This is a genomic window from Pseudarthrobacter sp. rb (assembly GCF_056389225.1).
The window spans coordinates 26264-52873 of the sequence record NZ_JBWJAR010000020.1; the positions used below are offsets into that span (position 1 = coordinate 26264).

A 26610-nucleotide genomic window follows, 5' to 3' on the forward strand; every position below is an offset into this window, starting at 1 on the left:
TCCGACCGAGAGAGATTCAAAGATGAAAATCGTTTCCGCCCACGTAGGCACTATCCCCATCAGTTCCTCCATCCGGAACGCGTTCATTGACTTCACCAAGATGGACTGCACGATCATCGCCCTGGTCAGCGACGTGTTCGTCGATGGCAAGCCCCTGGTTGGCTACGGCTTCAACTCCAACGGCCGCTACAACGCTACGGGCATCCTGCAGGACCGCATCCTGCCGCGCCTGCTGGATGCTCCTGCCGAGGACCTCATGGATGAGAACGGCGAACTGTCACCGGAGAAGGCGTGGGACATCATGATGTCCAACGAAAAGCCCGGTGGCCACGGCGAACGGTCGGTCGCCGTGGGTGTGGCCGACATGGCGCTGCACGACCTCGCCGCAAAGATCGCCGGTGTCCCCTTGTACCGCTGGATTTCGGACCACTACGGTGACGGCAATCCGGACAAGGACGTCTTCGTTTATGCCGCCGGCGGCTACTACGCCCCCGGCAAGACGCTGGAAGACCTGCAGAACGAAATGCGCGGCTTCCTCGCCCAGGGCTACAACATTGTCAAGATGAAGATCGGCGGCGCCGACCTGGCGGAGGACCTCCGCCGCATCGAAGCCGTCATCGACGTCCTCGACGGCGACGCTTCCCGCCTCATGGTGGACGTCAACGGCAAATTCGACCTGGACACCGCCCTGGAGTATGGAAAAGCCATCGATAAGTACGGACTGTTCTGGTACGAAGAAGTCGGCGACCCGCTGGACTACGCCCTCAACGCCACCCTTTCCGAGCATTACAAGAACCCGATCGCGACCGGCGAGAACCTGTTCTCCCTCCAGGACGCACGGAACCTGGTCCGCTACGGCGGCATGCGCCCGGACCGCGACTTCATCCAGGTCGACCCGGCCCTGAGCTACGGCCTCACCGAATACCGCCGGATCCAGGACATGCTTGCCCAGCACGGCTGGTCCTCCCGCCGCTGCATCCCGCACGGCGGACACCAGTTCTCCCTGCACATCGCAGCCGCCCTCAAGCTCGGCGGCAACGAGTCCTACCCCGGCGAATTCCAGCCCACCGGCGGCTTCACCGACGACGCAGTCGTCGTCAACAGCCGCGTAGCCCCCGGCGATTTGCCCGGCATTGGGCTGGAAGGCAAGGCCGAGTTCTACAAGGTCCTGCGCGGCCTGCACGAGTAAACCACCCACACCTGTCTTGTCCCGGGCAGCAGAACTGCCCGGGACCAGGCAACCACCCCCAACTTCTCTGTCTGACGTGCAAAGGAGCACCCAAGATGTCTTCCCACACCATGCAGCACCACCAGCATTCCCCACACCCACCCAAACAGCTCTCTCGGTTCGGGCGCCTGATCCGCGAACTCTGGTTCCAGGTGCTCCTGGGTGGAGTCCTCGGCATCCTCGTCGGTATCTTCATCCCGCAGGTCGGCTCGCAGCTGACCCCGCTGAGCGACTGGTTCATCGCACTGGTCAAGATGATCATCATCCCGGTCGTCTTCTGCGTCGTGACCCTCGGCGTTGCGTCAATGGACAGCCTCCGCAAGGCAGGACGAATCGGCATCAAGGCCCTCGGCTACTTCATCGTCCTTTCCCTGATTTCGATGCTCATCGGCTTGGTCGTGGCGAACGTCTTCCACCCCGGCGAAGGCATGAACATCGACGTCTCCAAGCTGAACGCCGACAAGATCCCGGGCGCCGGCAAGAGCTTTGACGGGATCGAGTTCGTCAACAGCCTCATCCCGGCATCCTTCTTCGGCGCCCTCACCAGCAGTGCCATCCCGGCCGCCCTCCTGGTCTCCATCGTCTTCGGCGCAGCGCTGAACCTCTCGGGCGAATCCGGCGTCCTGCTCACCGGCGGCATCCGCGCCCTATCCACCGTTATTTTCCGGATCGTTGGCTGGCTCATGCGCCTGGCACCCATCGGCACCTTCGGCGCCCTTGCCGCTACCGTGGCCAAGTACGGGGCCACCAGCCTTCAGCAGCTCGGCTTCCTCATCGTGCTCTTCACCGCCACCTGCATCGTTTACGTCCTCGTCGTCCTCGGCATCATCGCCCGGACCTGCGGCCTGAACATCTTCACCGTCATGCGCTACTTCAAAGACGAGCTCCTGATCGCCCTGGCAACATGCTCCAGCGAGGCCGTGCTCCCGCAGGTCATGAAGAAGCTCGAAAACATGGGCGTCGGCAAGCCGACCGTCGGCATCGTCATCCCATCCGCGTTCTCCTTCAACCTCGACGGATCCGCGATCTACCTCACCATGGCATCCGTCTTCCTGGCTCAGGCCGTCGGGATCAACCTCTCCTGGGAACAGCAACTGGCCATGGTCGGCATCATGATGATTTCCAGCAAGGGAACAGCCGGCGTCGCCGGCGGAGCCTTCATCGTGCTCGCCGGCTCCCTCGGAGCCGTCAGCGCCATCCCCACCGCGGCCCTCGCCCTCATCGTCGGTGTTGACCGCCTCCTGAACGAAGGCCGCGTCTTCATCAACGTCATCGGCAACGTGCTGGCAACAGTCGTCGTCGGCAAATGGGAGAAAGACTTCGACCTGGCACAGGCCCGCAACGTGATCCACGCATCGGGTCGAAAGAAAAACGAACTTCCGGCAAGGACGGCCGACCACGTCGAGAGCGAGAGGGTCGACGCCCACTAAACCCTGTCAGGGCCGCCTCTCTCCCCGGGGCGGCGGCCCTGCCCAGTGTGCACTTCACCCAGCACCAGCCCACCGCTATACCGACGAGGAACACCACACCATGGCCCGGCGCATACTCATCACTACCGACTACCTGCACGCCGGAGATACCGTCTACGACCTCCTCCGCGACCATGGCCTTGAACCCGTCTACGCACCGTCCAGAGGCTCACGGACACTGGAGGAACGCCGCTCACTGTTCGACGGCATCTCCGGAGCCATCCTCGCCAGCGAACCGGTCACAGCCGACATGCTCTCCGCCGCCGCATCCCTGAAAGTCATCGCCCGCAGCGGCGTGGGATACGACTCCATCGACGTCGAGGCCGCGGCCGCCCAAGGAATCAGGGTCTGCAACGCCCCCGGAACAAACCACCACTCGGTCGCCGAACTGGCCATCGGACTGATCATCATGTCCGCACGCCGCCTCCTGGAGGTCACCACCGCCGTCCGCCAAGGCGGCTGGCCCCGGGTAGCCGGCCATGAGCTCCGAGGTTCCACCCTGGGAATAGTCGGCTACGGGCCCAGCGGACGCGCCACGGCAAGCCTGGGCGCAGCTCTCGGCATGAACGTCCTGGTCAACACCGCCCACCCAGACCCAGCAAACACCACGTTCCACTACACGGATCTCGACACCGTCATCGCCAACGCCGACTACCTCTCCCTGCACACCCGCGCAGGCCAAAGCTCCGGCAAACTCATCGACGCGCCCCGGCTGCAAACAATGAAACCCACCGCAGTCCTTATCAACACCGCCCGCGGCTCCCTCGTGGACGAACAAGCCTTGGCCAAAGCACTCTCCGACGGCACTATCGCCGGCGCCGCACTGGACGTACTCGAGAACGAACCCCTACCCGACGACAGCCCCCTACGCGGCCTGGAGAATGTGCTCATCACCTCCCACCTCGCCGGACAAACGATCGAGGCACGGGCACGGGCCGGGCTGGCAGCCGCACACGCCGTCATCGACGTCCTCGAAAACCGCGAACCGGCCCACCCGGTCGACCGCTAACCCCAACCACCCGACAAAGACGAAGAAGGTTCCCTGATGTCGAAACCCCACCGCATCGCAGTCATTCCCGGCGACGGAATCGGCACCGAAGTCGTACCCGAAGGACTGCGCGTCCTGGACGCCGCAGCCTCAGCCTTCGACCTCAACCTCAAATACGAGCACTTCGATTACGCCTCGGCTGACTACTACGCCCGGCACGGGAAAATGCTGCCCGACGGGTGGTTCGAGGAACTAAACCAGTTCGACTCCATCTTCTTCGGCGCCGTCGGCTGGCCCGACGTGGTCCCCGACCACGTCTCGCTGTGGGGAAGCCTCCTGCAGTTCCGACGCCATTTCGACCAGTACGTCAGCCTGCGCCCGGTCAAGCTCCTTCCCGGGGTGCCCAGCCCCCTCACCGGGCGGGTCCCGGGCGACGTCGACTTCTACGTCGTGCGCGAAAACACCGAAGGCGAATACTCCAGTATCGGCGGGAAAATCTTCGAAGGCACCGACCGCGAAACAGTGGTCCAGGAAACCGTCATGACCCGCACCGGCGTGGACCGCATCCTCAAGTACGCCTTCGACCTCGCCCAGAGCCGGCCCAAGAAGCACCTGACCTCCGCCACGAAGAGCAACGGCATCTCCATCACCATGCCCTACTGGGACGAACGCGTGGAAGCCATGGCCAAGGGCTTCGTCGATCTGGAGGTCGACAAATACCACATCGACATCCTGGCCGCGAACTTCGTCATGCACCCCGACTGGTTCGACGTCGTCGTCGCCAGCAACCTCTTCGGCGACATCCTCTCCGACCTCGGACCGGCCTGCACCGGAACCATCGGCATCGCACCCAGCGGAAACATCAACCCCGAACGCAAATTCCCCAGCCTCTTCGAACCCGTCCACGGCTCCGCCCCGGACATCGCCGGCAAAGGCATCGCCAACCCCATCGGCCAGATCTGGTGCGCCGCCATGATGCTGGACCACCTGGGAGAACCCAAAGCCGCCGCCGCCATCACCACCGCCATGGAAACCGTGCTCGCCAACGGACATCAGGCACTCACACCGGACATGGGCGGCAATGCCACCACAAAGGAACTGGGCAAAGCAGTGGCATCGGCCCTGACGACATCATGACCCCCTCGACTGGCCCCAGCAACGGGCGCACACCCGCCTTCGGAGAGCGGATCATGCTCCGCCAGCACCTCCACTGGCGCCGGCTCATCGGAGAGACCGTCCAGATCCGCCAGCACGGCCACATCATCCGCACCGGAACCGTGGATGACGCCATGGCAGACTCCACAGCGCTCTGGATCGCAGGCGACGCCGCCCAACCACGCACCATGTACGAAGCCGCACACGGGATCGAAGTGTGGGCCCACCCGGAAGAAGCCGAAGACGGGCTCTGCTACCGGATGACATCCACACCATCACAGACCTGATCTAGCACGGAGACCCATGACGCAGCCCACCTACATGCCCCAAAGCACCGAAGACACCTCCTACTCCACCCCGGTGCCAGGCAATGTGCTTCCGGGCTTCATTCCGGAACGCAATATCCCCGCAGAGATCGCCCGTTCCTGGCTGCTGGTCAATGCCATGAAGCCGGAGCTTTTCGACCAGTCGGCCGTCTCCCGTGCCGACTCGATCATCCTGGACATTGAAGACGCGGTGGACCCGTCGCAGAAGGACCAGGCCCGGAACAACGTCATCGACTGGCTGACCGCCGGTGGCAAGGCCTGGGTCCGGATCAACGACGCCACCAGCCCGTTCTGGGCCGATGACCTCGCCGGTCTCCGCGGCACCCCCGGCCTGCTCGGCGTTATGCTCGCCAAGACCGAATCCGCGGACCAGGTGACCGAGAGCTACCACCGCATGGACGGCAAGACGCCCGTGATCCCGCTGGTGGAATCCGCGCTCGGCATCGAGGAAGCCAACCACATCGCCAAGGCCCAGGGCGCGTTCCGTCTGGCCTTCGGCTCCGGTGACTTCCGCCGCGACACGGGCATGGCCGCCACCCCCGAGGCCATGGCCTACCCGCGCGCCAAGCTCGTCGTCGCCAGCCGCGTCGGCAACCTCCCCGGCCCCATCGACGGCCCCACCGTCGGCACCAACCATCCCATCCTGCGCGAGCAGACCGGCATCACCGTGATGATGGGCATGACCGGCAAGCTCTGCCTGGCCATCGACCAGACCCCGGTGATCAACGAGGTCATCAGCCCCACGCCGTCGGACGTCGCCTGGGCCACCGACTTCATGAACGACTTCGAAGCCAACGGCCGCGTCATCCGCGACGGCTCCGACCTGCCCCGCCTGGGCCGCGCCGAAAAGATCATGAAACTCGCCGTCGCCTTCGGAGTGCAGCCGGCAGGTTAGGGCCTGCGCCCAAGGGGACCGAAGCGGCACGGATGCCGCTGATGAACAACTGCTACCGTCCGGCACGTCCGCCCACCACCGGAATCAGCAACCAAGATCTGAAGAGAGAACGAATGGCCTACGCAAACTACCGATACAAGGGTCACAACTACCTTGGCGAAGTTCACGGCGAACACCTCATCCCGCTGGCCGGGCTCACCGACATCGGACCGGAAACAACCGCCGATCTCCTTGCCAGTGCCGCCCGCCTGAGGGAATCACGGGTTCCCCTATCCGAAGTCACCCTGCGCGCGGCGTCACCAAAGGCCGGCAAGATCCTCTGCGTGGGCCTGAACTACAAAGACCATGCCGACGACACCAGCACGGCCACCTTTCCCGTCCTCTTCCCCAAGTACACATCAACCCTCATAGGACCCGCCGACAACATCATCCTTCCCCCGGAATCCACCCAAGTCGACTTCGAGGGCGAACTCGCCGTCATCATCGGCAAGACAGGCCGCCGCATCACCGAACAGAACGCCATGGACCACATCCTTGGCTACTGCGTCTCCAACGACGTCACCATGCGCGACTTCCAGAACAAGTCCCACCAATGGCTGCAGGGCAAGATCTGGGACAACACCACCCCGCTCGGCCCGCACATCGTCACCCCGGCAGAAACCGACATCAGCAAGGCCGGCATCAGCACCACCCTGAACGGGGAAGTCGTCCAAAAATCGGACCTCTCCCACCTGATCTTCAGCATCCCCACACTCATCGCCACCATCTCCGAATTCACCACCCTGGAACCCGGGGACGTCATCCTCACCGGCACACCAGCCGGAGTCGGATACCGCCGTGACCCCCAACTGTTCCTCAAAGACGGTGACACCATCACCGTGAGCGTGGAAGGAATCGGCAGCATCACCAACACCGTCAGGGCAGAAACCACCTGACGCATACCTTGTGGAATTTGCCGATAGGTTTCGTTCTGTCTTTGGTCAGTGTCGCCAGTTCTCTGTGACGACCACGTCCCGGCGGAGCCGATCATCGGCACAGCACGCCGGCACGAAGAACCAAGCATGGCCGTGCTAGTAGCGAGGGTTGTATTCGAACCGTTCGATGATAACGCTGCCACTGGTTGCCGCCAGCCCGATAACGCGGCCAGTGAACCCGCCCGCAACCTCGGTGGAAAGATACCGGCCATCCATCCTGGCGAGTGTCCTCAGCTGGCCGTGCTCACGAAAGCCCAAACTGACTTCATCCGGCCCTGTATTCTTGCCGGGTTGGCCCGCCAAGGGTGAGTCATTGCAGGCGATCTCCAGGTGAATTGGCCCAAGATCTGGGTCAATTTCCGCTGTAGCCACCACCTGCTGAAGCGGTCCGATCTGAGCCACAACCCCGATGTGCCGTCCGGATGCTTCGATGGCGTACCAGTGGGAGTCATCGATCCTCAGGAGGAGCCTGGCCACCTCATCACCGGGGAGGAGAACTGTTGCGCGGGCACTCCAGGCATGGCTGAGGACCCGGGTTGCCAAGATGCCCCACGCCGCGAAAAGCACTGACTCCCGGTGGACGATAGGTCGGCGACCCCAGCCCGGCCGCCCGAGAAGATCGGCAGCCTGGCGAACGCAAGGAGCAGGTAGAGCGCTACCGCTGCGGCGGCACGTGATCCGCCCAGGACGAGGCCCGTCACCATGATGGCGAGGGTCTGCAGCGTGATCGGCACCCCGAAGCCGCCCACGGGAATGCCTGGGACGATCGCCGGCTGCGATCAAAGCGGCGAACACGGAGATGAGCGCCAGCGACTGCGCTTATTGCGGACGAAGAAAATGTGGGAATCGCCAGAGCGGCTACTTCCGGCTCTGTCACCCGGGCCACTTCGCAGCCGGAATTGTGGGAACGCTAAAGACGTGCTGCTGCTGGCAATGCCGAGGCCTGTTCTTCAATTCTTTTGGCGGCCTACGCCTTGGTGCTAAGAGGGCAGTTGGCTGGATTCGCGTGCGATGGCTTCCACGAGCGCGCCGTCGGGCGCGCGCAGGTTCGTGTCGTATCCGAGAATGCTCGCGATACGCGCGGCTATGCCCTCTGCCTCGGTAGTGAGGTCGAAGCGGACGCTGCTCAGTGATGGGTTGGTCAGTGCTGCCACCAGAGTGTCGTCTCCGCCGATCACGCCTAGGTCGTGCGGGACCCGAATGCTCAACTTAGCTGCTGCGCTGAGGATACCAAGCCCGGCCAGGTCATTCCAGGCGGCCACCCCCAGCGGCTCAGGTGACGTGGTGACCCAGCCGCTCAAAGCTGAGATGATGCTTTCAAGGTTCTGATCCGCCACGGTAATGAGCGCATCAGGGATACCGCGCGCGCGGCAGATCTCATCGAACGCGGCCACGCGGGCATCAACGAACTTCCGGCCACGAGGTTCATCCATCGCCATGTATGCCAGACGCCTGTAACCCTGGTTCAGGAGATGGTCTACCTGTGCGGCGACAATCGCGGCCTGACCGATGGTCGTCGTGTGCGGGCTTCCAGGGTAGTCGAGGATCCCCGTGTGCACTTCCGGCACCCCCGCAGACTGCAATGCCCTCGCATCATCCTCAGACAATGGATCGAAGGTGACGACGCACGCCGCAGAGATGCGGGCAAGAACCGTATTGAGCGAGCCCTGCCATTGGGCTCCTTCGTAGCGCAGACATACCAGGCCGTGCTGGCCGACGAGTTGTCCGACGTGCCCCAGGAGAAGCTCAAGTTGACCGGTCACTTCCCAATCGGGCAACAACAGCAGCACGACGTCACCGCGTCCGTTGCGCAGCGCCCTGGCGGCAGGTGAACCGACGTACCCGATCCGCCGGGCAACATCGAGCACACGGCGACGGGTCGTATCACTGACCCTCACATCCCGACGGCCGTTGAGGACGTAACTGACAGTCGCCCGTGAAACACCGGCCTCCCTGGCAACGTCTTCAGTTCTTACCGGTCCGTCTGTCACAGATCTTCCTCCATATGCTTGACGCGAGTAACCATACACCCTTATGGTCTTCGTCACGTGCTTTACACGATTAATCAAGGAGGATTCAGGTCGTTAGCCCCTGTGTCACCCTCTGGCCAGTCACCAGCGGGTGCTGAACTTACGGGCGCCTATCGCCACCCGTGGCGTGTCGCGATCATCGCCGGCCTCGCGTCGTTCGTGGACGGCGCGGCACTGACCGTCAATGGCATAGCGTTGGTGATCTACCAGCAGACCATCGGCCTGACACCGACCGACGTTGGCATGCTGACAGCTGTCGTGACAGTTGCCCTGGCAGTTGGCGCGCTGGTCGGTGGCCGGCTCGGTGATATCTATGGCCGTCGCAAGGTCTTCATCATCACCATGGCAATGATCGTGATCGGAAGCCTCGCCCCGACCTTCGCGACTGACTTCTGGATTCTTTTCGCGGGACTGGCTCTGCTCGGCTTCGGTGTCGGTGCGGACCTGCCGGTGTCACTGGCAACGGTAGCGGAAGCGGCGACCGACAAGAACCGCGGCGCTATGCTCGTCTTCTCTCAGGTCATGTGGGTCGCCGCGGCGTTCATTGTCGTTATCGTCACCACCGCGACAGGAGGGATGGGGCGGCTGAGCGGCCAGATCCTCTACGGTCTGATCGTCGTCGTCGCCCTTATCGGCTTGTTCCTGCGACTGACGGTTCCTGAATCTCCCATGTGGTTGCAGTCCCGGGAGGAACGCCGGCTTGGTATCCACACCATCCGTGCTGACAAGGCGCGCATGCGGGATCTGCTCCAGCCTCCGTTCCGTCGGCCTTTCGTGGTGCTGATGGTCTTCTACGCTCTCGTCACGTGCGCAAGCACCATCACGAACGCATTCTCTACCTATGTCGCCGCGAACGTCGCGGGCATCCCGGTGGAGGAATTCGTCCCCTACTCCCTGGCGCTGTTCCCGATCGGCCTCATCGCCCTGGGCGTGTACATGAAGTTCGCCGGCGGTCGGTTGAGGATGCCGTTGTTCCTCATCGGTGGAGCAGTGTTCGTGGCGGGGTTAATGATCCCGGTCGTCTTCGGGTTCAGCCTGGTCACTCTTTTGGGTGCTTGGTTCATTGCCTCCATCGGCCAGACTTCCGCGGGGGAGCCCATCGCGCGCATGTGGGCGAATGAATCATTCCCCACGATGCTGCGTTCGACGGGCCAAGGTTTCGTTTTCACCTTCGGGCGTGTGATGGCCGCGATCACTTCCGCGATCATCCCTGCCCTGATCGTGCTCTCCCCATCAATGGTCTACATAGCATCAGCAGGCGCTGCCCTGCTCGGCGTCCTCGTTGGATGGATAGGTTTCCGCGGCGGACGCATCACCAATGAGTTCGACCACGAGCAGGAACCCACGGCCGTAACCACTGGTGAACCCATCACCACCTAAGCGACGCCTACACGATGCATTACCCAACCCGCGCATCCGACGGCGGATGCCGCCGTCGGATGCCACAAATCATCATCTGCCACTTCCTTGACACACCGGAGTATCAGCATGCCTCTTGATCCCGTCCTCGCCGACCTGCTAACACAGGTGCCCCCTCCCGTCGTGATCGATGATCCGGCCGCTCATCGCGAGACCGAGCAGACAATCGTCAACGCCCTCGCAGCCCAGCTTGCCGAACCCTACCCGGAAGTTGCCGACCGGAAGCTGGTCCAGATACCCGTCGAGGGCGGGAACATAGAGCTGCTGATCTACACCCCCGCCTCCCCCGGCCCGCACACCGGCTACGTCAATCTCTTCGGCGGCGGCTTCCGGGGCGGCTCCATCCATTACGACTACATCGACGGAACATGCCGGGAACGGTGCGTCGGGGCTGACGCCGTTGTCATCTCAGTCGGCTACCGCCTGGCACCCGAACACAAGTTCCCCACCGCCGTCCACGACGCCTACGCAGCACTGCTCTGGGTTACAGAACACGCAGAGGAACTGGGCATAGACTCCAACCGAATCGTCATCGGAGGGCAATCCGCGGGCGGAAACATCGCCGCCGCCACCACGCTCATGGCACGCGACAAATCCGGGCCCCCCATCGCCCTGCAGCTACTGGAAATCCCGGCGCTTGACCTTACCTGGAAAACAATGCTCCACGAATACGACAAGGGATACCTCCTCGAAGCAGCCGAGGCCGACGTAGTAACCCGCGACCTCTTCGCTGATCCAAAGGACGCAGAGAACCCCTATGCATCCCCCCTCCTGGCCGAGGACCTGTCGGGACTACCCCGAGCGTTGATACTTACCTCAGAGTTCGATCTAACACGCGGCAGCGCAGAACTATACGCAGGACGACTCGAAGAAGCAGGCGTTCCCGTCAGCTACATAATGGCTGCAGGACAGATCCATTCCAGCGCCATGATGACCCAGGTCCTCGATGCCGCCCGGACCTGGCGAGCCAACGCTATCGCCGGGATCAGCAGCGTCTCTGAATAAACCGCTCCCAACTCAACGACCCAAGATTAACGAGAACAAGTATGAGCACCATCACCGTCGCCAACGGAACGACCCTGAACTACGACACCTTCGGTCCCTCCGCCCGGTCACCACTGGTCCTCATCGAGGGACTCACCGCCCAGATGATCAAGTGGCGGCCCGAACTCTGCCAGCTCTTCGTCGACGCCGGTTTCCACGTCATCCGGTTCGACAACCGTGATGTTGGACTGTCGCAGAAATTCGACGGGCAGGAATACTCGATCACCGACATGGCAGAGGACACCGCAGGGCTCATCCGAGCGCTCGGCATCGCACCGGCACACATCGTCGGCCAATCAATGGGCGGCATGATCGCCCAAGAACTGGCCATCGCCCACCCAGAACTCGTGGCGTCCCTAGCGCTCATCTACACCACAGCCTCTGCGAAGTGGCTCCTCCCGCAAGCGGCCGACCGCGAAATCCTGAAGGATCAATCAAGCTTCACGCGTGAAGAAGCAATCCGGGAATTCCTGGCCGGCGAACAGTCTTGCCGCTCACGTGACTATGCTCAGGACGTGAACTGGCTACGCCGACTCGCTGCGGCAGCCTATGATCGCGACCCGGTGAAAAGCGGCAACGCCCGGCAAGCGAAAGCGGTCTTCACCGCCCCCGACCGTGTCGAAAAAGTCCCGGCTATCTCTGCGCCCGCCGTCATTCTTACCGGGGACGCAGATTTGCTAATCGACCACAAAGCATCGGACGAACTGCACAACCTGATCGACAACTCGTATCAGCGGGTCTTTCCCGGCATGGGCCACGAAATTCCCGAACCTCTCTGGCCGGACTTCGTCAGCGAGATCACCAACAACGCGAGCCGAGCAACAGCAGCATCCGCCGCGTAGACTCCCAAACCACTACATCCACAGTCAATGGCACGACCACGCCGTGCCGCTCTTCACCCAGCACCTTGTGTAAACAGACTCAACAGGCCTGAAGAATCCAACTCACGAGCCATCGTCTGGTTAAGACACAACCTGACGTCCAGGCACCCGGCCGGGCAAGTTTCGCCTGTCACCAGAGCCCTGATCTTGTTCGCAGAGACCTGCAGAGCCGAAAGAAAGTGACTAGACGGCCCTCGCCACCCACGACGTCTATCAAGTCCCGGTTGGGACTGCCCCCGGTTTTGTTGACTCCTTGACCTAGCGAGCTTGTGCTCGTAGAAGGATGTTGACCATGCCCACGCCTTATCGGGCGGAGTTCCGCCAGTAATTGATGTGGCCCGCAAGGGCGAGGCACCACTGACGCAGATCGCGAAGGACTTCGGACTTTCTGTCACCATTCTCAAGCGCTGGATTGCCATCGCTGAACGTAAAGATTGCAGGGCCGACCCGCCTGCGGCAGAGGCGGCAGAGATGCGGGAGCTGAAGAAGCCGAACCGCCTTTTAGAGCAGGAGAACGAGATTCTCCGCCGGGCGGCTGCCTATTTGGCCAGGGACATCAACCCAAAATGATCTACCCGCTGGTCACGGATCTTGGCGCTGACGGTGTTCCGTGGCAGTGACCTGCAGGGTGTTGGGATTCAGCAAGCAAGGCTATTACCGATGGAAGACCAGCCCGGTAACGGAACGAGACTGGATCGATGCACACCTGGTCAACGCCGCCCTGGACATCCCCGCAGATGATCCGGCATTCGGGTACCGGTTCATCGCCGACGAACTCCCGGAGAAAGGCATCCTGGCGGGCGAGAACAGCGTCCAGCGCTTATGCAGGGACCACGGCATCTGGTCGGTGTTCTCCAAGAAGCCTGGCCTGAACCGGAAACGGGGCCTCCGATTCACGACGACCTGGTGGAGCGGGACTTCACCGCCGTTGCCGCGAACGAGCTGTGGCTGACGGACATCACCGAGCATCCCACTGCAGAGGGCAAGCTCTACCTCTGCGCGGTGAAGGACGTCTACTCCGGAAGAATCGTTGGCTACTCGATGGACTCACGTATGAAGTCCTCGCTGGCCGCGCCCCATTGCGGATCCGTTACCGGGCACTGAGAGGCCTTTCCGCTTGCGGAGCTGGAAGGCCTACACCGGTGCGCAGTGGATCCCCGAATTTTTTGAACAGGGGATAACAAAAGCACCATCTTGCAGGGGACTATCGACCGACCATTGCTCTAGAGTCCTCTGCACAACTCCTATAACCATGGGAGCTTCTGTGCAGTCAGCTTCTGAAAATGACAGGATTGAAACCTCTTGCCTGCTAGCTACTTAGCGGACGCCACGTGAGCTCCGTCCAATGCGCTGGCCGTAGGAGGCCATTGTGTGGGTGTGCACTGGTAAACGCGAGTAAAGGCTCGAACAAAGGTTGACGTGTCGCGGAATCCGCACGCGATCGCGATGGATCCCACGCCCTGCCGGGTTTCGTGCCGTGCAGCGAGGAGGGCCGTGGCGCGTTCCATGCGGCGCCGGCGCACGTAAACTCCCGGCGTTTCCCCAATCGCTGCGAACAGTTCGTGGAGTTTACGGACGGAGACATTCTGCGCGGTGGCCAGCCGTTCCACCGTGAGGTCCGGGTCGGCGAGATGTTGCCTGATGTATTCCTTTGCCGATTCCAGCAATGTCTCGTCATCGCTCTGCGAGCCCTGATGGAGTCCGGCGAAGGAGCGCAGGGCGAGCGAGAGCAAGTCTGCGCTGATGTGCCCCAGCTCCACGCGGGCGCGCTGGTCCATATGTCCGCGGCCTGCTACAAGACCGGCGGCGTAGCCGGTGAAAGCGGACATCCCCGGGACGGATTGATCGATTATCCGCCCGCACAGGTCAGTTATGAGCCGGTCCTTTAATCCCAGAAGCCGACGCGGAACGCGAAGCACGATGAGGTCTTGGCCCGACTGGGGCTGGTCCAGCAGATAGGGATGGTTTGTCTCGTAAAGCGCTGCGGTGCCGGGGACAAGCACAGCAGTGCGCCCATGCTGCTGGACAGCCCCGGTCGACTGCAGTTGCAGCGACATGAGAATGTCATCACCATCATTGCGTCGGGCAAGACGTGCCGGGCGCTCCACCAGAAGAGGCCCCGACTGGACCCTCGCTAAAGATACCCCGCCGGACAGCGAAACGGACTCAAGATGCGCCACGAAACCTGGTCCGGGGGCTGTGCACAGCAGCGGTACGAACGCGCGGCTCGCGGCATGCTGCCACGCCAAAACGTCAGTTACCGCGACGTCCGTCATTCGTCCCTCCGACTTCCTTGACGAGCACCTGTCAGGAGAGGTCTGAACCTGCAGGAATGGTAGATGGGTCTGCAGAAATTGCCAACGATTTTAAGTGATCCGGATCATAAATTTGGAAGCACCATTCAAGCATAACGAGGAGTATTGATGAGCGATAAGGTGCGGGTAGCAGCCGTTCAGGCCGAACCTGTTTGGCTGGACATTGACGGGACGACGGAAAAGACCGTCCATTTGATTGCCGAAGCCGCAGCCGGCGGAGCCGATCTGGTCGCATTCCCGGAGACATGGATTCCCGGCTACCCGGTTTTCCTCTGGTCCTACCCTGTGTACGAACAGATGCAGTTCGTTGCCCGCTACCACGCCAATTCACCCAGAATCGACGGCCCGCAGATCGCCAAGATCCGCGAAGCCGCCAAGCAACACTCCATCACCGTTGTCGTGGGCTTCAGCGAGAAAGACGGCGGCTCACTGTACATGTCCCAGGCAGTGATCGGACCCGATGGGGAAATCATCCAGCACCGCCGGAAGCTCAAGCCCACCCACGCAGAGCGGACACTGTTCGGCGAAGGCGACGGCAGCAGCATCAAAGTCCTCGACACATCGTTGGGCCGGGTTGGGGCCTTACAGTGCTTCGAACACCTCCAGCCGCTGACAAAATATGCCATGTACGCGCAGAACGAACAGATCCACGTCGCCGGCTGGCCCTGCCTCGGAATCCTGGGCAACGTGCCGGCGCTCAGCCCCGAATCCATCATGGCCTGCTCCCAGACATACGCCCTCGAAGGCAGCGCCTTCGTGATCACCGCCACGCAAATCATGTCCGATGACGGAGCCCTAAAGTTCCCAACAGCAGACGGAGGACCCACGCCCGTCTACACAGGCGGCGGTGGTTACGCCCGAGTGTACGGTCCGCACTCCGGCCTCATCACAGAGCCTCTGGACCCCACCGAGGAAGGCATCGTCTACGCTGACCTCGACCTGGCGGACATCGACCTTGCCAAGAACACCGTCGACCCCGCAGGCCACTACGCCCGCGCCGACGTCACACGGCTAATCTTCGACGACACGCCCCGCACCCCGGTCATCCGTCGCAGCACCATGCCGAAGGCGCCTACACAGATTCAGTCGTCGCTTGAGGCTGACCTTCAGTGGGACGAAGCTTCAGAAGCAGAGGCTTCCGCGCATGTGTGATTCGCGGCCCCACGTAAGGCACCGCTGAGCCGTCTCCCTCGCTGACGGAACAAGCAGAACTCCTAAACAAACAGGAAAAACCAGCGCCCCCGGCCGTACTCCGAGACTTAAGGTTGCGGACATGGCCGGGCGCCGCTGTCTCGAAACCCCAGTGCCTCAAATCCCTAGCGTTTCGAGGCATAGAGGCGGCAGGCGAGAGCTGGCCTGACTGCCTCTTGCACCTGCGGAGGGCATCCGAAGACTACGTGTTGGGGGCCCTAACTGACATCGGACTCAAGTTCACTCGGCCTTCGATAAAGCAGACGTAAGTGTGGACACTGTCCACACCCTCTTTGGCAGGACAAAACTCGGGCGCGACTCTTGTGGGCACGCCGTAAGACCGACTCCCGGGCGCTCTTTGGCGCAATCTCCGAAGTCATGTCGTCCCCACTCCCCCGCCCCATGAATAGGTGTGGGCCACTCTGGACCCACCCAACATGACCGGAAAGAGGTAACGCAGGAAACCCTACTGCGGCAGGCGGAAGGCCCACCAGCCAGGGACTTGAACCCGCCACCCACACACCTGAATAGGCTCCGCGGCAGCCAGGCCACAGCCCGCAGCCCAACCCGTCAGACGACGCGACCGCAAGCTTTGTACACACGTCAAAGCAAAATCGCCCTGACGAGGGAATACGTCGTGCCCGAGGTGGGACTCGAACTACGTTCCAGCCCCTGCAAACACTAGGAATCCGCGGAAACATGCGGAATCCGGAGCAGTCCGTCGGCAGTATCATCGGATCCGAAGGGAAGAGTGTGGACAATGTCCACACTCCTTTTTTCAAGTAACACCTGAAAGACGGACTGTAGCGCTTAGTCAGGAATTGCCTGCATCGCCGGGGTGGGTCCGTCTACGGCAGCGGTGCCGATACTGACACGGGGGTCGAAGGCGATGGCTCCGGGTTCGACCGCGATCAATCCCCCATCCACCGGGATCGTGGCTGCATTAACGTACGAGGCCTGATCGGAGAGCAGCCAGGCAATGACATCGGCGACCTCGGAGGACGCGGCCGGGCGCCGACTGGGGACGAACGCAGTGGCAAGGCTGTAGGCTTCCTCGCGATCGATGCCGCTGTGTTCAGCAAATTCGCCCATCTCCATATCCGCCATTTCCGTCCGGGTCCAGCCAGGACATACCGCGTTGGCGCGCACCCCGAGCGGTCCGTAATCGACAGCGATGGATTGCATCAACATGGCAAGGCCGGCCTTCGTGGCGTCGTAGCCCGCGATTCCAGCCGTCGCGCGAAGCGCTGCTGCTGAGGCCACCCCTACGATCGAGCCGCTGGCTTTGATCAGGTGCGGCAAGGCGGCACGGACTAGTAGGAAGGGCCCGGTGAGGTTGGTGCTGACCATGGCGTTCCAGTCTTCATCGGACAGCTCGCCGGCACTGCCGGCGCGGACAATTCCGGCATTCAGTACGAGGCCGTTAATAGCGCCGAATTGCTCCACGGTGTCGGCGACCAGCCGTTCCATGTCGGAAGCGGAAGCAACATCCGCGACGACAGCGCGGGCTCCGGTCATGTCAGCGACTCGGCTTACAGCTTCTGGGCGGCGTCCGCAGACGACAACTTCCCACCCTTGGCCCCGGAGTGTTGCGGCAGTGGCGGCTCCTATTCCGGTTCCTCCGCCGGTAATAACTGCAACTGATTTGGGGGTCATTCTGATCTCCCGGTTCTGTTTCGAAGGTCTGTGCTTTCGCTTACTCGTGGAGGACTGATCGTCAGACTTCAAAGACGATGCGGGCATACCACTGGGCCACCTCGTGAAGACGTTGTGGTCCTCGAGGAAACGAATTACCGTGCTGCCGCCCGCGGAGGCGGCAGCACGCTAACCGTTTCAGATAACTTCTTTGGCGTAGTCGATGTCGCGCTTGCTCCTGCCGAATACCAGGCCGCCAAGCATCGCGGCAGGAATGAGGACGAGCAGCCACTTTGCTGCGGCGTTGTCAGGCCCGATGAGGGAGTCGTAGTTCTCGATCGTCACGTAGCCGATATAGGAGAGGATCACGGTGGAGAGGGTAGGTGCGATCTTCGTCGCCCAGATACTGGTGTTGTCCTTGGTCCGGACGAAGAACACGACTATGGATACGGACGCCACGATGAGGATGGTGATAAAGGCTGCCGTTGCCAGGGCGCTGAACCAGGCGAACACGACGGTCAGTGGGTCTGCGCCGAGGACGAGGAAGGTAACCACGACGATGCCGACGGCCACGCCGTTGGACAGGGCTGCGGTGGCGGGACTCCCCTCCTTGGAAACGGTGGCCAGCCTGGCCGGCAGTACTCCGGCACGGCTGAGGGCGAAAAGGTAGCGGGCGAACATGTTCATCAGGCCCAGCAGCATGGCGAGGTAGCTGGTCACGACGAGGACCTGCATGGCCATGCTCAAGACGCTCCCTCCGCTTTCGGAGGCGAGGTTGAAGATGAATCCTGCAGGGTCATCCGTTGCCGCCTGTTGGATGTTGTCCACCCCGATGGCCCCTCCGATAACCCAGATGGAGAGCGTGTAAAAAATTCCGACAAAGGCGATCACGGCGTAGAGTGCCCGCGGGATGGTCTTGCGGGGGTTGATTGCTTCTTCCGAGAACACCACGGTTGCTTCGAAGCTGGTGAAGCACAGGAAGGCGAACAGCAATGCAATGCCCAGGCCCGGGCTGAAGAGGTTCTCAGCGGTGAAGCCGGAGAATGTGAAGACTCCCGGCCCCTTGCTGGCAACGAGCACAATAACCAGAGCAGCAACGACGAGGGTTTCGCCGATGATGAGGACGGCCAAGAGCCGGATGCTCGTGTCGACGCCCCGCATGGTGAGTGCCGTGGTGATGACGAGCAACGCGACGATCCAGACGAGCGGGGGTACGGAGAGTCCCGTGATGCTCTCCAGCAACTGCCCGGCGAAGACGCCGAACTGTGACCACAGCCCGACCTGCAGGCTGAGGTACATCAGCAGCGCCAGACCAGCTCCTGCGGTGGCCCAGGGTGTACCGAGGCCTTTGGCGATGTAGGCGACGAAGCCGCCGGCGTTGGTGACATGCCTGCTCATGCGTAGGTATCCGACGGCGAAGAGTGCGATGAGCAGTGCGGCGATCGCGTAGATCAATGGGGCTGCAGGTCCAACCGCAGCAAAGACCACGGGACCGGTGCCGACGACAGCCGCCATGGGGGCCGCCGCTGCGATGACGAAGAAGGCGATGGCGAAGACACCGAGTTTATTTGAGCGGAGATGGCCTGCTTGCGGTTGGACAGGTGTGCTGGACGGCGTCGTTGCCGGCAACTCGCTGACATTATCAATCATGAATTTTCTCTTTCGGGCAGATAATGGCCGTAGCCGTGTTCGGGCTTCCTCAGACGAGGAGCCGTGCCTTGAGTTTGTTTGTGAGCGCCGGAGTGATGCCGAGTCCGTCTTCCAAGTAGGAGTGACGTGATCCCCAGGCGTGCTCCACGCTGTGCCATGCGGCTTCGAGGTACCCTTGCCGCGCTTCCAGCAAGGGTGTGATGACTGTTCGCAGGTGCTTGTCGATGCTGGTGACGCTGCCCGCTGAGTCTCTGATGAGGTATTGGTTCTCCGGTAATGAACTCTGAACGTAGTCTTCGAGGATCGCGGTTTCAGGTACCCCCAGGATGGTCAAAAGGATGGCTATTGCCCATCCGGTTCTGTCCTTCCCAGCCGAGCAGTGGACGACGACAGGCAGCTCAACTCGAGCCAATGACTGAAGGAAATTGGCAAATACCGGTGGGTTGCCTGCTATGTCACGGGCATAGAGCCGGTGCATTGCCTCTTCAGCCCGCACTGCCGTAAGGGCCCTGCCAAGCTCGCTCACGCGACCTTCGCGAACCGCAGACCACAGCCACGCGTCCCTGCTGTCTTTAGCCTGTAGTGGCGTTTGTACAGCCGTTAGCGCAGGCACGGAACGGTCTTCGGTCTCGGATTCCCAAGGACTTCGCAGATCCATGAAGTGCAGGCGTGCCGCCTCCAGCCTTTGACGATCCGGGGCTGTCGAGTATCCGAAGTGTCCACTCCGGTACACCAGGCCTTCAGCCACACGGGATCCTCCGTGCGCTGGCAGTCCCCCGAGGCTTCGGAAGTTCCGGACGCCCTCAAGGGAGTTAGGGCCAGCCAAGCCTGGTGTGACCTGTTTCATACATAAAAGGTAAACACTGAATGTTTCGTACTGCAATAGAACAAGTTAAATATTTGTTGCATGACTAGTTCAGAACTTAGGCATGGTGTTCAATGTTTTCAACCGCTCCAGGGCGGCCGCGGACCCCCTCTTCAAAGTTTGCACAGACTGTTCACTTTTAGGATCCGATGTGCAATCATGTGAAGCAGATCACCAGCACCCCACACGAAGGACCAGAAATGAGCGCCTCCAACAAGCCCCTCTCCCTTCGGGAACGAAACCGTATGAGAACCCGCGGCGACATCCTGGACACCGCAGCTGAGCTGCTGAGTTCGGAGGGGTACGCCTCTACCGCGCTCGAGGTTCTTAGCCAGCAGGCGGGTATTTCAAGGGGGACCATTTATGCCCACTTCCCCGGCGGAAGGGACGAAATTGTTCGCGAGGTGTATATGCGGATCGCCGACGCAGTGTACGTACGCGGCATCAGCCTGCGGGATCCCCTCACGGACCCCGCCGCAAGAATCACGGCGTTGGCCACCGCGCTGGTGGAGGCGACAAAGGAGCCCAAAGGCAGGTTCTACGGGGTGATGGGACCGGACCTGGTGTCGGCCCTCTCGGACGTCATGGGCTCGACTTCCCGCTCTTTCGAAGAGCTCATCGCGCGCGATCTGAAGGATGCCAAAGACAGAGGCACTTTGCCTGAGGACGCGCCCACCGAAGCCTTGGCCGCAACCATCACCGGGGCAATCCGCGCTGCCGGGGCTGCTGCTGCACGTAAGCCGGAGGACGCCGAGCCGGCCGTCACGGCTATCCGGCTACTCATGGACGGACTTCTAGTACGAGCCACTGTCTGACCCGCCAAGGGTTCGAAAACCACTAACGGAGGAATTTGTGTCAACACAACACTACGACGTCATCGTAATTGGACTGGGCCCCTGGGGCTCATCGGCGGCGTGGCACTTGGCAGCCCGCGGCAAGTCCGTGCTCGGCCTGGATAAGTTCGCACCGCCACACATGCACGGCTCGCACGGAGGCGCCACACGGCTGGCCCGGCAATCCAGCAGTGCAGGAGCCCAGTACACCACCTTCACAAAGCGGACCTTTGAGTTGTGGGACGAGTTGGCCGCGAAAACCGGGACCCGTCTGTTGGAACGTTCGGGAACTGTGTTCGTCGGCGAACCCGGATCAATGTGGTTCGACAAAACGGTGGCCTCCCTAGGCGCGTCCGATTTTGAGTACCACGCCCTTGACGCTTCGACAGCACGGAAGCGGTTCCCTTGGGCCACCATTGATGACGACGAAGTCGCCGTATGGGAGCCAAACGGCACCGTTGCCCTCGTTCACCCCGCCATCAAGGCCCTGCAGTCGGAGGCTCGCCGGCTCGGCGCAACCCTGCGCACGGGAGAAGCGGTTCAAGGCTGGGATGAGAGCGCTTCGGGCATCGTCGTGAGCACCGATCAAGGTAACTATTCAGCCGACAAGGTCGTCGTCACCGTGGGTGCCCGCGCCAACCATTTGATGCAACTGGATCTGCCCTACAAGGTCGACCGTCAGGTGCTGGCCAATTTCCGCCAGGACGGGCCACCGAAGCCGGCCATCTACTTCGCCAAGCCCCCGGGATCGGACGAGGCACCGGCTTACGGTTGCTCCGAGCCTAACGGTGAATGGAAGTTCTCAGTCCCCGGGAAGGGAAACTGGATCGACCCCGAGGACCTAAGCCAGGACCTCAGACCCGGAGACCTCGAACGGATCCAGGAAGTCCTCAGCGCCAGGCTCCCGGACATCGACACCAACCCGGTATCTACCACCGTATGCATGTGGTCTGAGGTGGAGGACGGCCATTGGGTTATCGGTGGACACCCGGAGTCGTCCAATGTCATCGTCGGCACCGGAGACATGGGCCGAGGGTTCCGCTATGCAGCGGTTGTTGGTGAAATGCTGGCCGATCATGTCGACGGCATTTCCCGTCCCGAAACAAACCTGTTCCTGCCTTCACGCTTCGCCACAGCAAAGGCATAAACCGTGACACCGGCAGACGTCCTGACCGCACCGTTACAGAGCTTGTGGGAGCTCGTTAAACAGTGCGAACAGTGCAGCCAGGACCCCCTCCGACCCCAACACAGTGCACCTGCATTCGAACATCGAAGGACATCCAATCCTAATGACCATCGTCCCTGATACCGAAATCACCAGCATTAAGGCGGTGCTTTCGACGAACCCCGACTGGGGTGGCTGTCACGTCACCGCACATTCCCTTTCCGGCGGCCAGGCCCATAAGAACTACCTCGTCGAGGACGGTTCCCGTCGCTGCGTCGTCAAGCTCTGGAACAACTACTGGGAAACGGTAGGAGTTCTGCCCGCTGCCCACGTGGTTCTGGAAAACACAAGAATTGCCGCCGAGATCGGCGTAGGCGCGCCCGTCATAACAGTCTCAAACGAACCCTTGGCGCTGGCTCTCGACTTTGTTCCGGGAGGCCACCCGAGGCTAAGCGACGACGATGACTCCGTCACCCGACTCGTCCCTGCCCTTCACCGGCTTCATCACTCCGGCCGCCGGTTCCTCAACGACATCAACCCCTTCAACCTGGCCCGACAAAGGATGGAGGCCGCCAGAAGACAAGGTATCGAGCTGCCGCCCGGAACGTCAGCCATCCAGGCCCTGATGGACCGTCTGGAGACCGTCCTGGCCCTGGATCCTTCCCAGTTTGTTCCCTGCCATCTGGACATTTGGGATGCAAACATCATCAAGGACACCTCCTTAATGACCTACAACATTATCGACTGGGACCTCGCCGGCAACTCGGACCCGTGCTACGAGATCGGATTTATTGCAGCGCAAAACGGATTCGGGAAAGACAAGGCACAGGCACTCTTCGAAGCCTACTTCGGCAACACTGACCCAGTAAAAATGGCCCGCGCCAGGCTCTTCATGGCGGTGGCTCATTGGTCCAACAGCGGACTGTGGATCACCGCAATGGGCAACGCCGCACCCAACGACGACGCCGACTACGCAGGGGAACTGCGTACCTGTTGGGAAGGGTTGATCACTGAAATAACAGCCCCTGACTTCCCCGACTTAATAAAGGCAGCCGCAAAACCGGCAGCTCTCGTCTAACAAAACCCCCGCGCGCGTTAGCACCTAACCAGGGCTGGCTCTACGCCAGTCAATACAACTACGCCCTTAAACAGGAAAAGATTTCGGAGCAACAGATGAACGACATCACGCAGCAAGAAGCACACAAGATAGTTGAAGCAGCACGAGAGGCAGCCCTATCCTCGGAAACCCTGATGAACATTGCCGTTGTAGACGCCGGCGGAAACCTCAAGGCCTTCACCCGCATGGACGGTGCGTGGCTCGGCAGTATCGACATCGCCATCAAAAAGGCACGCACGGCCCGTTACTTCGACATGCCCACCGGAGACATCGGCTCCATCTCGCAGCCCGGCGGACCGCTGTTCAACATCGAAGTATCCAATGGCGGCCTGATCACCTTTCCCGGAGGCATCCCCCTGACCAAAGACGGGGTCACCATCGGCGCCATCGGTGTCAGCGGCAGCACTGTGGAAAACGACCACCTGGTCGCCACCGCCGGCGCCAAAGCCCTCTAACCGGTTGCCGGGGCCGGCCATCGACCGTCCGAACCCGGCAACACCCACCGACTCATGTTCCGGATTCAAATCCGCACCAACGGCCAAGGACAGCAATGACACTCGAAACAGCCACAGAACCGGCACCCGACGCGCTCCTCCAGGAAAGCCTCATTGACCGCCGCGAACGCACCCTCGGGCGCCACTCCCCGCTGTTCTATGCCACTCCCCTGGAAATCGTGGCCGGCGAAGGCGTGTGGGTCCACGACGCAACCGGCAAGACCTACCTGGATGTCTACAACAACGTTCCCCACGTCGGACACTCCAACCCTGTCGTCCGCGAAGCAATCACAGCCCAGCTGCAGACCGTCAACCTCCACACGAGGTACCTCAACTCACGCGTCGTTGAGTACGCCGAAAAGCTGCTGGCGCTTTTCGATTCCCCGCTGGAGCGGGTATTTTTCACCAACAGCGGATCCGAAGCAAACGAGCTCGCCCTGCGAATCGCACGGCAACACACCGGCAACACCGGCATCCTTATCTCGGACCACAGCTACCACGGCAACACAACCGCCCTGGCCGAACTGACCACCGGCCTCCAGGTCAAAGAACCCCTCGGCGCCCACGTACGCCCCCTTCGTATCCCGGACGCAGCAGGGCTGACACAGGCTAAACGAAAGCGCCTCCTCCAGGAAGCGCTGAGCGACGTCGATGCAGCCATCTTCTCGCTCCAGGCCGAAGGCTACGGAGTCTCGGCTATCCTGTATGACCCGTTGTTCTCAACCGAAGGACTCGTACAGACCCCCGACGGCTACATAGAGGCAGTCACCGACCGGGTCCGGGCCGCCGGCGGGCTGGTCATAGCGGACGAGGTCCAATCGGGCTTCGGACGGACCGGCAACCACATTTGGGGCCACCAGGCTTTCGGCACCACCCCTGATCTGGTGACGCTTGGCAAGCCGATGGGCAACGGCCATCCCGTAGGTGGTGTCATCACCACGCAAGCACTGATGGAGGAATTCGGGGAAAACAACACCTACTTCAATACATTTGCTGGAAACCCCGTCTCGTCAGCAGCAGGCCTTGCTGTGCTGCAGGTCATGGAAGAGAACGGGCTTGTTGAAAATGCGCACCAACTCGGCAAGTTCATCTCTGACGAACTCGCAGCCCTCGCCAAGGGCAACCCCAGGATCAAGAGCGTACGCGGCCGGGGCCTCTTCTTTGGCCTGGAAATCGTCAATCCCGACGATGCGACGCCGGACCCCGCCGCCACCAAGGCACTCACAGAAGAAATGCGTTCCCGCGGCGTTCTCATCGGAAAGATCGGTCGCCACGAAAACGTCCTCAAAATGAGGCCACCGCTCATCTTCGAACTCAAGCACGCCCACCACATGATCGAGCAACTCCGCCTGTCACTGGAAACCCTCAATAGCCCAACTGATCAAAACCAACGGTGACCATCCGGATCTGCACGGAACAACAACTAACCGCTCAATGAGGAGAATGCCATGAACACCACACCCGTCCTGACCGAGGGCTCCGTTGCTGCCCGGACCATCTTCAATCCCGCCACCGGTGAACCGGTCGGAGAAGCCCCGGTCCATACTGTCGCGGACCTGCAGCGCGCCATCGACGTGGCCGTTGACGCCCAACCGGCGTGGGCCACACTCGGGCATGAGGCACGGTCCGCCGCGCTGCTGAAGGCCGCAGACGCCGTCGAAGCCCGCGCCGAAGAACTCGCCCACCTGCTCTCCCGCGAGCAGGGCAAACCGCTGAACGGCCCCAACGCCCGCTTCGAAGTCGGCGCCTGCGCTGCCTGGCTCCGCGCCGCCGCCGGGACACCGCTCGAAGCAGAAACCTTGGTCGATGACGGTGAAACGCGTGCCGAACTGCACTACCGGCCCATCGGCGTCGTCGGGGCCATCGGACCATGGAACTGGCCCATGATGATCACCGTATGGCAGGTCGCCCCCGCGCTGAGAATGGGCAACGCCATAGTGGTCAAACCCTCCGAATACACCCCGCTTAGCGTGCTTGCCCTCGTCGAAACCATCAACGAAGCCCTGCCCGAAGGGCTCCTCACCGTGGTCTCGGGCGGCCGCGAGGTAGGCGAGGCCCTCGCTTCCCACCCCGCCATCGGGAAGGTCATGTTCACCGGCTCCACAGCCACGGGCAAAGCGATCATCAAGTCCTCCGCGGACACCGTCAAACGGCTCACCCTGGAACTGGGAGGAAACGACGCCGGCATCGTCCTGCCCGACGCCGACCCGAAGGCCATCGCCGAAGGCCTGTTCTGGGGCGCCTTCATCAACACCGGCCAAACCTGCGCTGCCCTGAAACGCCTCTACGTCCACGACGACATCTACGACGCCGTCTGCGACGAACTCACCAACGTGGCCAAGGCCATGCCAATGGGTAACGGCCTGGACGAAAACAACGTCCTGGGTCCGCTGCAGAACAAGGCACAGTACGAGATCGTCGCGAACCTCGTGGAGGCCGCCAAAGCCTCCGGGGCCCGCGTCCTCCTCGGCGGAAACCCGGACACTGACCAGCCCGGCTACTTCTACCCCACCACCCTCGTGGCCGACATCGACAACGACAACCCGCTCGTCGCCGAAGAACAATTCGGCCCCGCCCTGCCCATCATCCGCTACAGCACCATCGACGAAGCAATCGAGAAAGCCAACGCTCTCGACGTCGGCCTCGGCGCCTCCGTCTGGTCCTCCGACCCGGCAACAGCCCGCAACGTCGCCGCCCGAATCCAAGCAGGTACCGTCTGGATCAACAAACACGGCGCCGTCGACCCACGTATCCCTTTCGGTGGCGCGAAACAATCCGGCTACGGGCTCGAATTCGGCGTCGAAGGACTCAAACACCTCGGCGTGCCCCAGGTCATCAACGGCTGAAACACCACTGACCGGTGGGGGGGCCCCCCCCGGCGGGGGCCCCCCCCCCCCCCGGCCCCCCAGAGGGGGGCGGGGGTGGTACAAGGACCC

24 protein-coding genes and 1 pseudogene are annotated in these 26610 nt (G+C 61.9%); 18 read left to right on the forward strand and 7 right to left on the reverse strand.

Translation table 11 applies throughout. From position 1 onward, the window contains the following. The first annotated feature begins 22 nt into the window (after positions 1 to 22). The 7 genes from ACWRN3_RS19750 (at position 23) to ACWRN3_RS19780 (ending at position 6996) form a co-directional block, all read left to right on the forward strand. Positions 23 to 1189 (forward strand): mandelate racemase/muconate lactonizing enzyme family protein, encoded by a 1167-nt coding sequence (locus tag ACWRN3_RS19750; protein ID WP_324645065.1) that lies wholly within the window; start codon positions 23 to 25, stop codon positions 1187 to 1189. Positions 1190 to 1284: 95 nt separating this feature from the next. After that, a complete protein-coding gene (locus ACWRN3_RS19755; protein ID WP_476741663.1) occupies positions 1285 to 2658 on the forward strand; it encodes a cation:dicarboxylate symporter family transporter in 1374 nt (457 codons plus the stop codon). A gap of 100 nt (positions 2659 to 2758) precedes the next feature. Continuing rightward, on the forward strand, positions 2759 to 3706 hold the full coding sequence (locus tag ACWRN3_RS19760; protein WP_476741664.1) for a phosphoglycerate dehydrogenase: 948 nt from the start codon (positions 2759 to 2761) through the stop codon (positions 3704 to 3706). A 36-nt stretch (positions 3707 to 3742) separates the two neighbouring features. Then, positions 3743 to 4822: a tartrate dehydrogenase gene (locus tag ACWRN3_RS19765; protein ID WP_476741665.1), complete on the forward strand. Its 1080-nt coding sequence runs from the start codon at positions 3743 to 3745 to the stop codon at positions 4820 to 4822. Continuing rightward, entirely contained in the window at positions 4819 to 5127 is a 309-nt protein-coding gene (locus tag ACWRN3_RS19770; RefSeq protein WP_476741666.1) for a hypothetical protein, read from the forward strand. Before ACWRN3_RS19765 ends, ACWRN3_RS19770 begins: the two co-directional genes overlap by 4 nt. 16 nt (positions 5128 to 5143) lie before the next feature. Further along, positions 5144 to 6061, forward strand: a complete 918-nt coding sequence (locus ACWRN3_RS19775) for an HpcH/HpaI aldolase/citrate lyase family protein (RefSeq protein WP_324645062.1) — start codon at positions 5144 to 5146, stop codon at positions 6059 to 6061. A gap of 113 nt (positions 6062 to 6174) precedes the next feature. After that, positions 6175 to 6996: a fumarylacetoacetate hydrolase family protein gene (locus ACWRN3_RS19780; RefSeq protein ID WP_476741667.1), complete on the forward strand. Its 822-nt coding sequence runs from the start codon at positions 6175 to 6177 to the stop codon at positions 6994 to 6996. Positions 6997 to 7131: 135 nt separating this feature from the next. Here the strand turns inward: ACWRN3_RS19780 and ACWRN3_RS19785 are convergent, their stop codons facing one another. The 3 genes from ACWRN3_RS19785 to ACWRN3_RS19795 all read right to left on the reverse strand — a co-directional run bounded on the left by ACWRN3_RS19785 (position 7132) and on the right by ACWRN3_RS19795 (position 9026). After that, complete coding sequence (locus ACWRN3_RS19785; protein WP_476741668.1) at positions 7132 to 7578, reverse strand: beta-xylosidase family glycoside hydrolase; 447 nt, start codon at positions 7576 to 7578, stop codon at positions 7132 to 7134. After that, a complete protein-coding gene (locus ACWRN3_RS19790; protein ID WP_476741700.1) occupies positions 7494 to 7739 on the reverse strand; it encodes a biotin transporter BioY in 246 nt (81 codons plus the stop codon). Before ACWRN3_RS19790 ends, ACWRN3_RS19785 begins: the two co-directional genes overlap by 85 nt. Before the next feature lie 276 nt (positions 7740 to 8015). Further along, positions 8016 to 9026, reverse strand: a complete 1011-nt coding sequence (locus tag ACWRN3_RS19795; RefSeq protein WP_476741669.1) for a LacI family DNA-binding transcriptional regulator — start codon at positions 9024 to 9026, stop codon at positions 8016 to 8018. A gap of 57 nt (positions 9027 to 9083) precedes the next feature. On the opposite strand from ACWRN3_RS19795, the gene ACWRN3_RS19800 reads away from it, so the two are divergent. The 4 genes and pseudogenes from ACWRN3_RS19800 to ACWRN3_RS19815 all read left to right on the forward strand — a co-directional run. Then, the gene (locus tag ACWRN3_RS19800; protein ID WP_476741670.1) at positions 9084 to 10445 is read left to right on the forward strand and encodes an MFS transporter; all 1362 of its coding nucleotides are present in this window, start codon (positions 9084 to 9086) and stop codon (positions 10443 to 10445) included. 108 nt (positions 10446 to 10553) lie between these two features. After that, entirely contained in the window at positions 10554 to 11489 is a 936-nt protein-coding gene (locus ACWRN3_RS19805; protein WP_476741671.1) for an alpha/beta hydrolase, read from the forward strand. Between the two features lie 41 nt (positions 11490 to 11530). Continuing rightward, positions 11531 to 12370, forward strand: a complete 840-nt coding sequence (locus tag ACWRN3_RS19810) for an alpha/beta fold hydrolase (RefSeq protein WP_476741672.1) — start codon at positions 11531 to 11533, stop codon at positions 12368 to 12370. Positions 12371 to 12701: 331 nt separating this feature from the next. Further along, positions 12702 to 13480: pseudogene (locus tag ACWRN3_RS19815) on the forward strand (IS3 family transposase); the annotation flags it as partial. Positions 13481 to 13722: 242 nt separating this feature from the next. On the opposite strand, the gene ACWRN3_RS19820 reads toward ACWRN3_RS19815, so the two are convergent. Next, positions 13723 to 14685 carry an AraC family transcriptional regulator gene (locus tag ACWRN3_RS19820; protein WP_476741673.1) on the reverse strand — a complete coding sequence of 321 codons (963 nt, stop codon included), beginning with the start codon at positions 14683 to 14685 and terminating at the stop codon, positions 13723 to 13725. A 147-nt stretch (positions 14686 to 14832) separates the two neighbouring features. On the opposite strand from ACWRN3_RS19820, the gene ACWRN3_RS19825 reads away from it, so the two are divergent. Further along, positions 14833 to 15876 (forward strand): carbon-nitrogen hydrolase family protein, encoded by a 1044-nt coding sequence (locus ACWRN3_RS19825; protein ID WP_476741674.1) that lies wholly within the window; start codon positions 14833 to 14835, stop codon positions 15874 to 15876. An 849-nt stretch (positions 15877 to 16725) separates the two neighbouring features. Here the strand turns inward: ACWRN3_RS19825 and ACWRN3_RS19830 are convergent. The 3 genes from ACWRN3_RS19830 to ACWRN3_RS19840 all read right to left on the reverse strand — a co-directional run bounded on the left by ACWRN3_RS19830 (position 16726) and on the right by ACWRN3_RS19840 (position 20047). Beyond that, positions 16726 to 17658 carry an SDR family NAD(P)-dependent oxidoreductase gene (locus ACWRN3_RS19830; RefSeq protein WP_476741675.1) on the reverse strand — a complete coding sequence of 311 codons (933 nt, stop codon included), beginning with the start codon at positions 17656 to 17658 and terminating at the stop codon, positions 16726 to 16728. A gap of 90 nt (positions 17659 to 17748) precedes the next feature. Continuing rightward, positions 17749 to 19200 carry an APC family permease gene (locus ACWRN3_RS19835; protein ID WP_324645052.1) on the reverse strand — a complete coding sequence of 484 codons (1452 nt, stop codon included), beginning with the start codon at positions 19198 to 19200 and terminating at the stop codon, positions 17749 to 17751. Positions 19201 to 19249: 49 nt separating this feature from the next. After that, a complete protein-coding gene (locus ACWRN3_RS19840; RefSeq protein ID WP_476741676.1) occupies positions 19250 to 20047 on the reverse strand; it encodes a tyrosine-protein phosphatase in 798 nt (265 codons plus the stop codon). A gap of 218 nt (positions 20048 to 20265) precedes the next feature. Between ACWRN3_RS19840 and ACWRN3_RS19845 the strand changes: the two genes are divergently transcribed. The 6 genes from ACWRN3_RS19845 (at position 20266) to ACWRN3_RS19870 (ending at position 26520) form a co-directional block, all read left to right on the forward strand. Beyond that, complete coding sequence (locus ACWRN3_RS19845) at positions 20266 to 20880, forward strand: TetR/AcrR family transcriptional regulator (protein WP_324645050.1); 615 nt, start codon at positions 20266 to 20268, stop codon at positions 20878 to 20880. 37 nt (positions 20881 to 20917) lie between these two features. Continuing rightward, the gene (gene solA, locus ACWRN3_RS19850) at positions 20918 to 22045 is read left to right on the forward strand and encodes an N-methyl-L-tryptophan oxidase (protein WP_476741677.1); all 1128 of its coding nucleotides are present in this window, start codon (positions 20918 to 20920) and stop codon (positions 22043 to 22045) included. Positions 22046 to 22187: 142 nt separating this feature from the next. Continuing rightward, the gene (locus ACWRN3_RS19855; RefSeq protein ID WP_255175391.1) at positions 22188 to 23141 is read left to right on the forward strand and encodes a phosphotransferase; all 954 of its coding nucleotides are present in this window, start codon (positions 22188 to 22190) and stop codon (positions 23139 to 23141) included. Positions 23142 to 23236: 95 nt separating this feature from the next. Continuing rightward, positions 23237 to 23635, forward strand: coding sequence for a GlcG/HbpS family heme-binding protein (locus ACWRN3_RS19860; protein WP_476741678.1), 399 nt, complete (start codon positions 23237 to 23239; stop codon positions 23633 to 23635). A gap of 95 nt (positions 23636 to 23730) precedes the next feature. Further along, the gene (locus ACWRN3_RS19865) at positions 23731 to 25071 is read left to right on the forward strand and encodes an aspartate aminotransferase family protein (protein WP_476741679.1); all 1341 of its coding nucleotides are present in this window, start codon (positions 23731 to 23733) and stop codon (positions 25069 to 25071) included. A 51-nt stretch (positions 25072 to 25122) separates the two neighbouring features. Then, on the forward strand, positions 25123 to 26520 hold the full coding sequence (locus tag ACWRN3_RS19870) for an aldehyde dehydrogenase family protein (protein WP_476741680.1): 1398 nt from the start codon (positions 25123 to 25125) through the stop codon (positions 26518 to 26520). Positions 26521 to 26610: the final 90 nt, after the last annotated feature.

Bases quoted from the DNA above. Each gene is read 5' to 3' on its own strand.
- ACWRN3_RS19865 (WP_476741679.1), top strand. From the start codon at position 23,731: ATGACACTCGAAACAGCCACAGAACCGGCACCCGACGCGCTCCTCCAG.
- ACWRN3_RS19760 (WP_476741664.1), top strand. From the start codon at position 2,759: ATGGCCCGGCGCATACTCATCACTACCGACTACCTGCACGCCGGAGAT.
- ACWRN3_RS19825 (WP_476741674.1), top strand. From the start codon at position 14,833: ATGAGCGATAAGGTGCGGGTAGCAGCCGTTCAGGCCGAACCTGTTTGG.
- ACWRN3_RS19870 (WP_476741680.1), top strand. From the start codon at position 25,123: ATGAACACCACACCCGTCCTGACCGAGGGCTCCGTTGCTGCCCGGACC.
- ACWRN3_RS19790 (WP_476741700.1), bottom strand. From the start codon at position 7,739: ATGGTGACGGGCCTCGTCCTGGGCGGATCACGTGCCGCCGCAGCGGTA.
- ACWRN3_RS19835 (WP_324645052.1), bottom strand. From the start codon at position 19,200: ATGATTGATAATGTCAGCGAGTTGCCGGCAACGACGCCGTCCAGCACA.
- ACWRN3_RS19755 (WP_476741663.1), top strand. From the start codon at position 1,285: ATGTCTTCCCACACCATGCAGCACCACCAGCATTCCCCACACCCACCC.
- ACWRN3_RS19820 (WP_476741673.1), bottom strand. From the start codon at position 14,685: ATGACGGACGTCGCGGTAACTGACGTTTTGGCGTGGCAGCATGCCGCG.
- ACWRN3_RS19770 (WP_476741666.1), top strand. From the start codon at position 4,819: ATGACCCCCTCGACTGGCCCCAGCAACGGGCGCACACCCGCCTTCGGA.
- ACWRN3_RS19775 (WP_324645062.1), top strand. From the start codon at position 5,144: ATGACGCAGCCCACCTACATGCCCCAAAGCACCGAAGACACCTCCTAC.
- ACWRN3_RS19845 (WP_324645050.1), top strand. From the start codon at position 20,266: ATGAGCGCCTCCAACAAGCCCCTCTCCCTTCGGGAACGAAACCGTATG.
- ACWRN3_RS19855 (WP_255175391.1), top strand. From the start codon at position 22,188: ATGACCATCGTCCCTGATACCGAAATCACCAGCATTAAGGCGGTGCTT.
- ACWRN3_RS19765 (WP_476741665.1), top strand. From the start codon at position 3,743: ATGTCGAAACCCCACCGCATCGCAGTCATTCCCGGCGACGGAATCGGC.
- ACWRN3_RS19750 (WP_324645065.1), top strand. From the start codon at position 23: ATGAAAATCGTTTCCGCCCACGTAGGCACTATCCCCATCAGTTCCTCC.
- ACWRN3_RS19805 (WP_476741671.1), top strand. From the start codon at position 10,554: ATGCCTCTTGATCCCGTCCTCGCCGACCTGCTAACACAGGTGCCCCCT.
- ACWRN3_RS19830 (WP_476741675.1), bottom strand. From the start codon at position 17,658: ATGCCCGCATCGTCTTTGAAGTCTGACGATCAGTCCTCCACGAGTAAG.
- ACWRN3_RS19840 (WP_476741676.1), bottom strand. From the start codon at position 20,047: ATGAAACAGGTCACACCAGGCTTGGCTGGCCCTAACTCCCTTGAGGGC.
- ACWRN3_RS19780 (WP_476741667.1), top strand. From the start codon at position 6,175: ATGGCCTACGCAAACTACCGATACAAGGGTCACAACTACCTTGGCGAA.
- ACWRN3_RS19810 (WP_476741672.1), top strand. From the start codon at position 11,531: ATGAGCACCATCACCGTCGCCAACGGAACGACCCTGAACTACGACACC.
- ACWRN3_RS19860 (WP_476741678.1), top strand. From the start codon at position 23,237: ATGAACGACATCACGCAGCAAGAAGCACACAAGATAGTTGAAGCAGCA.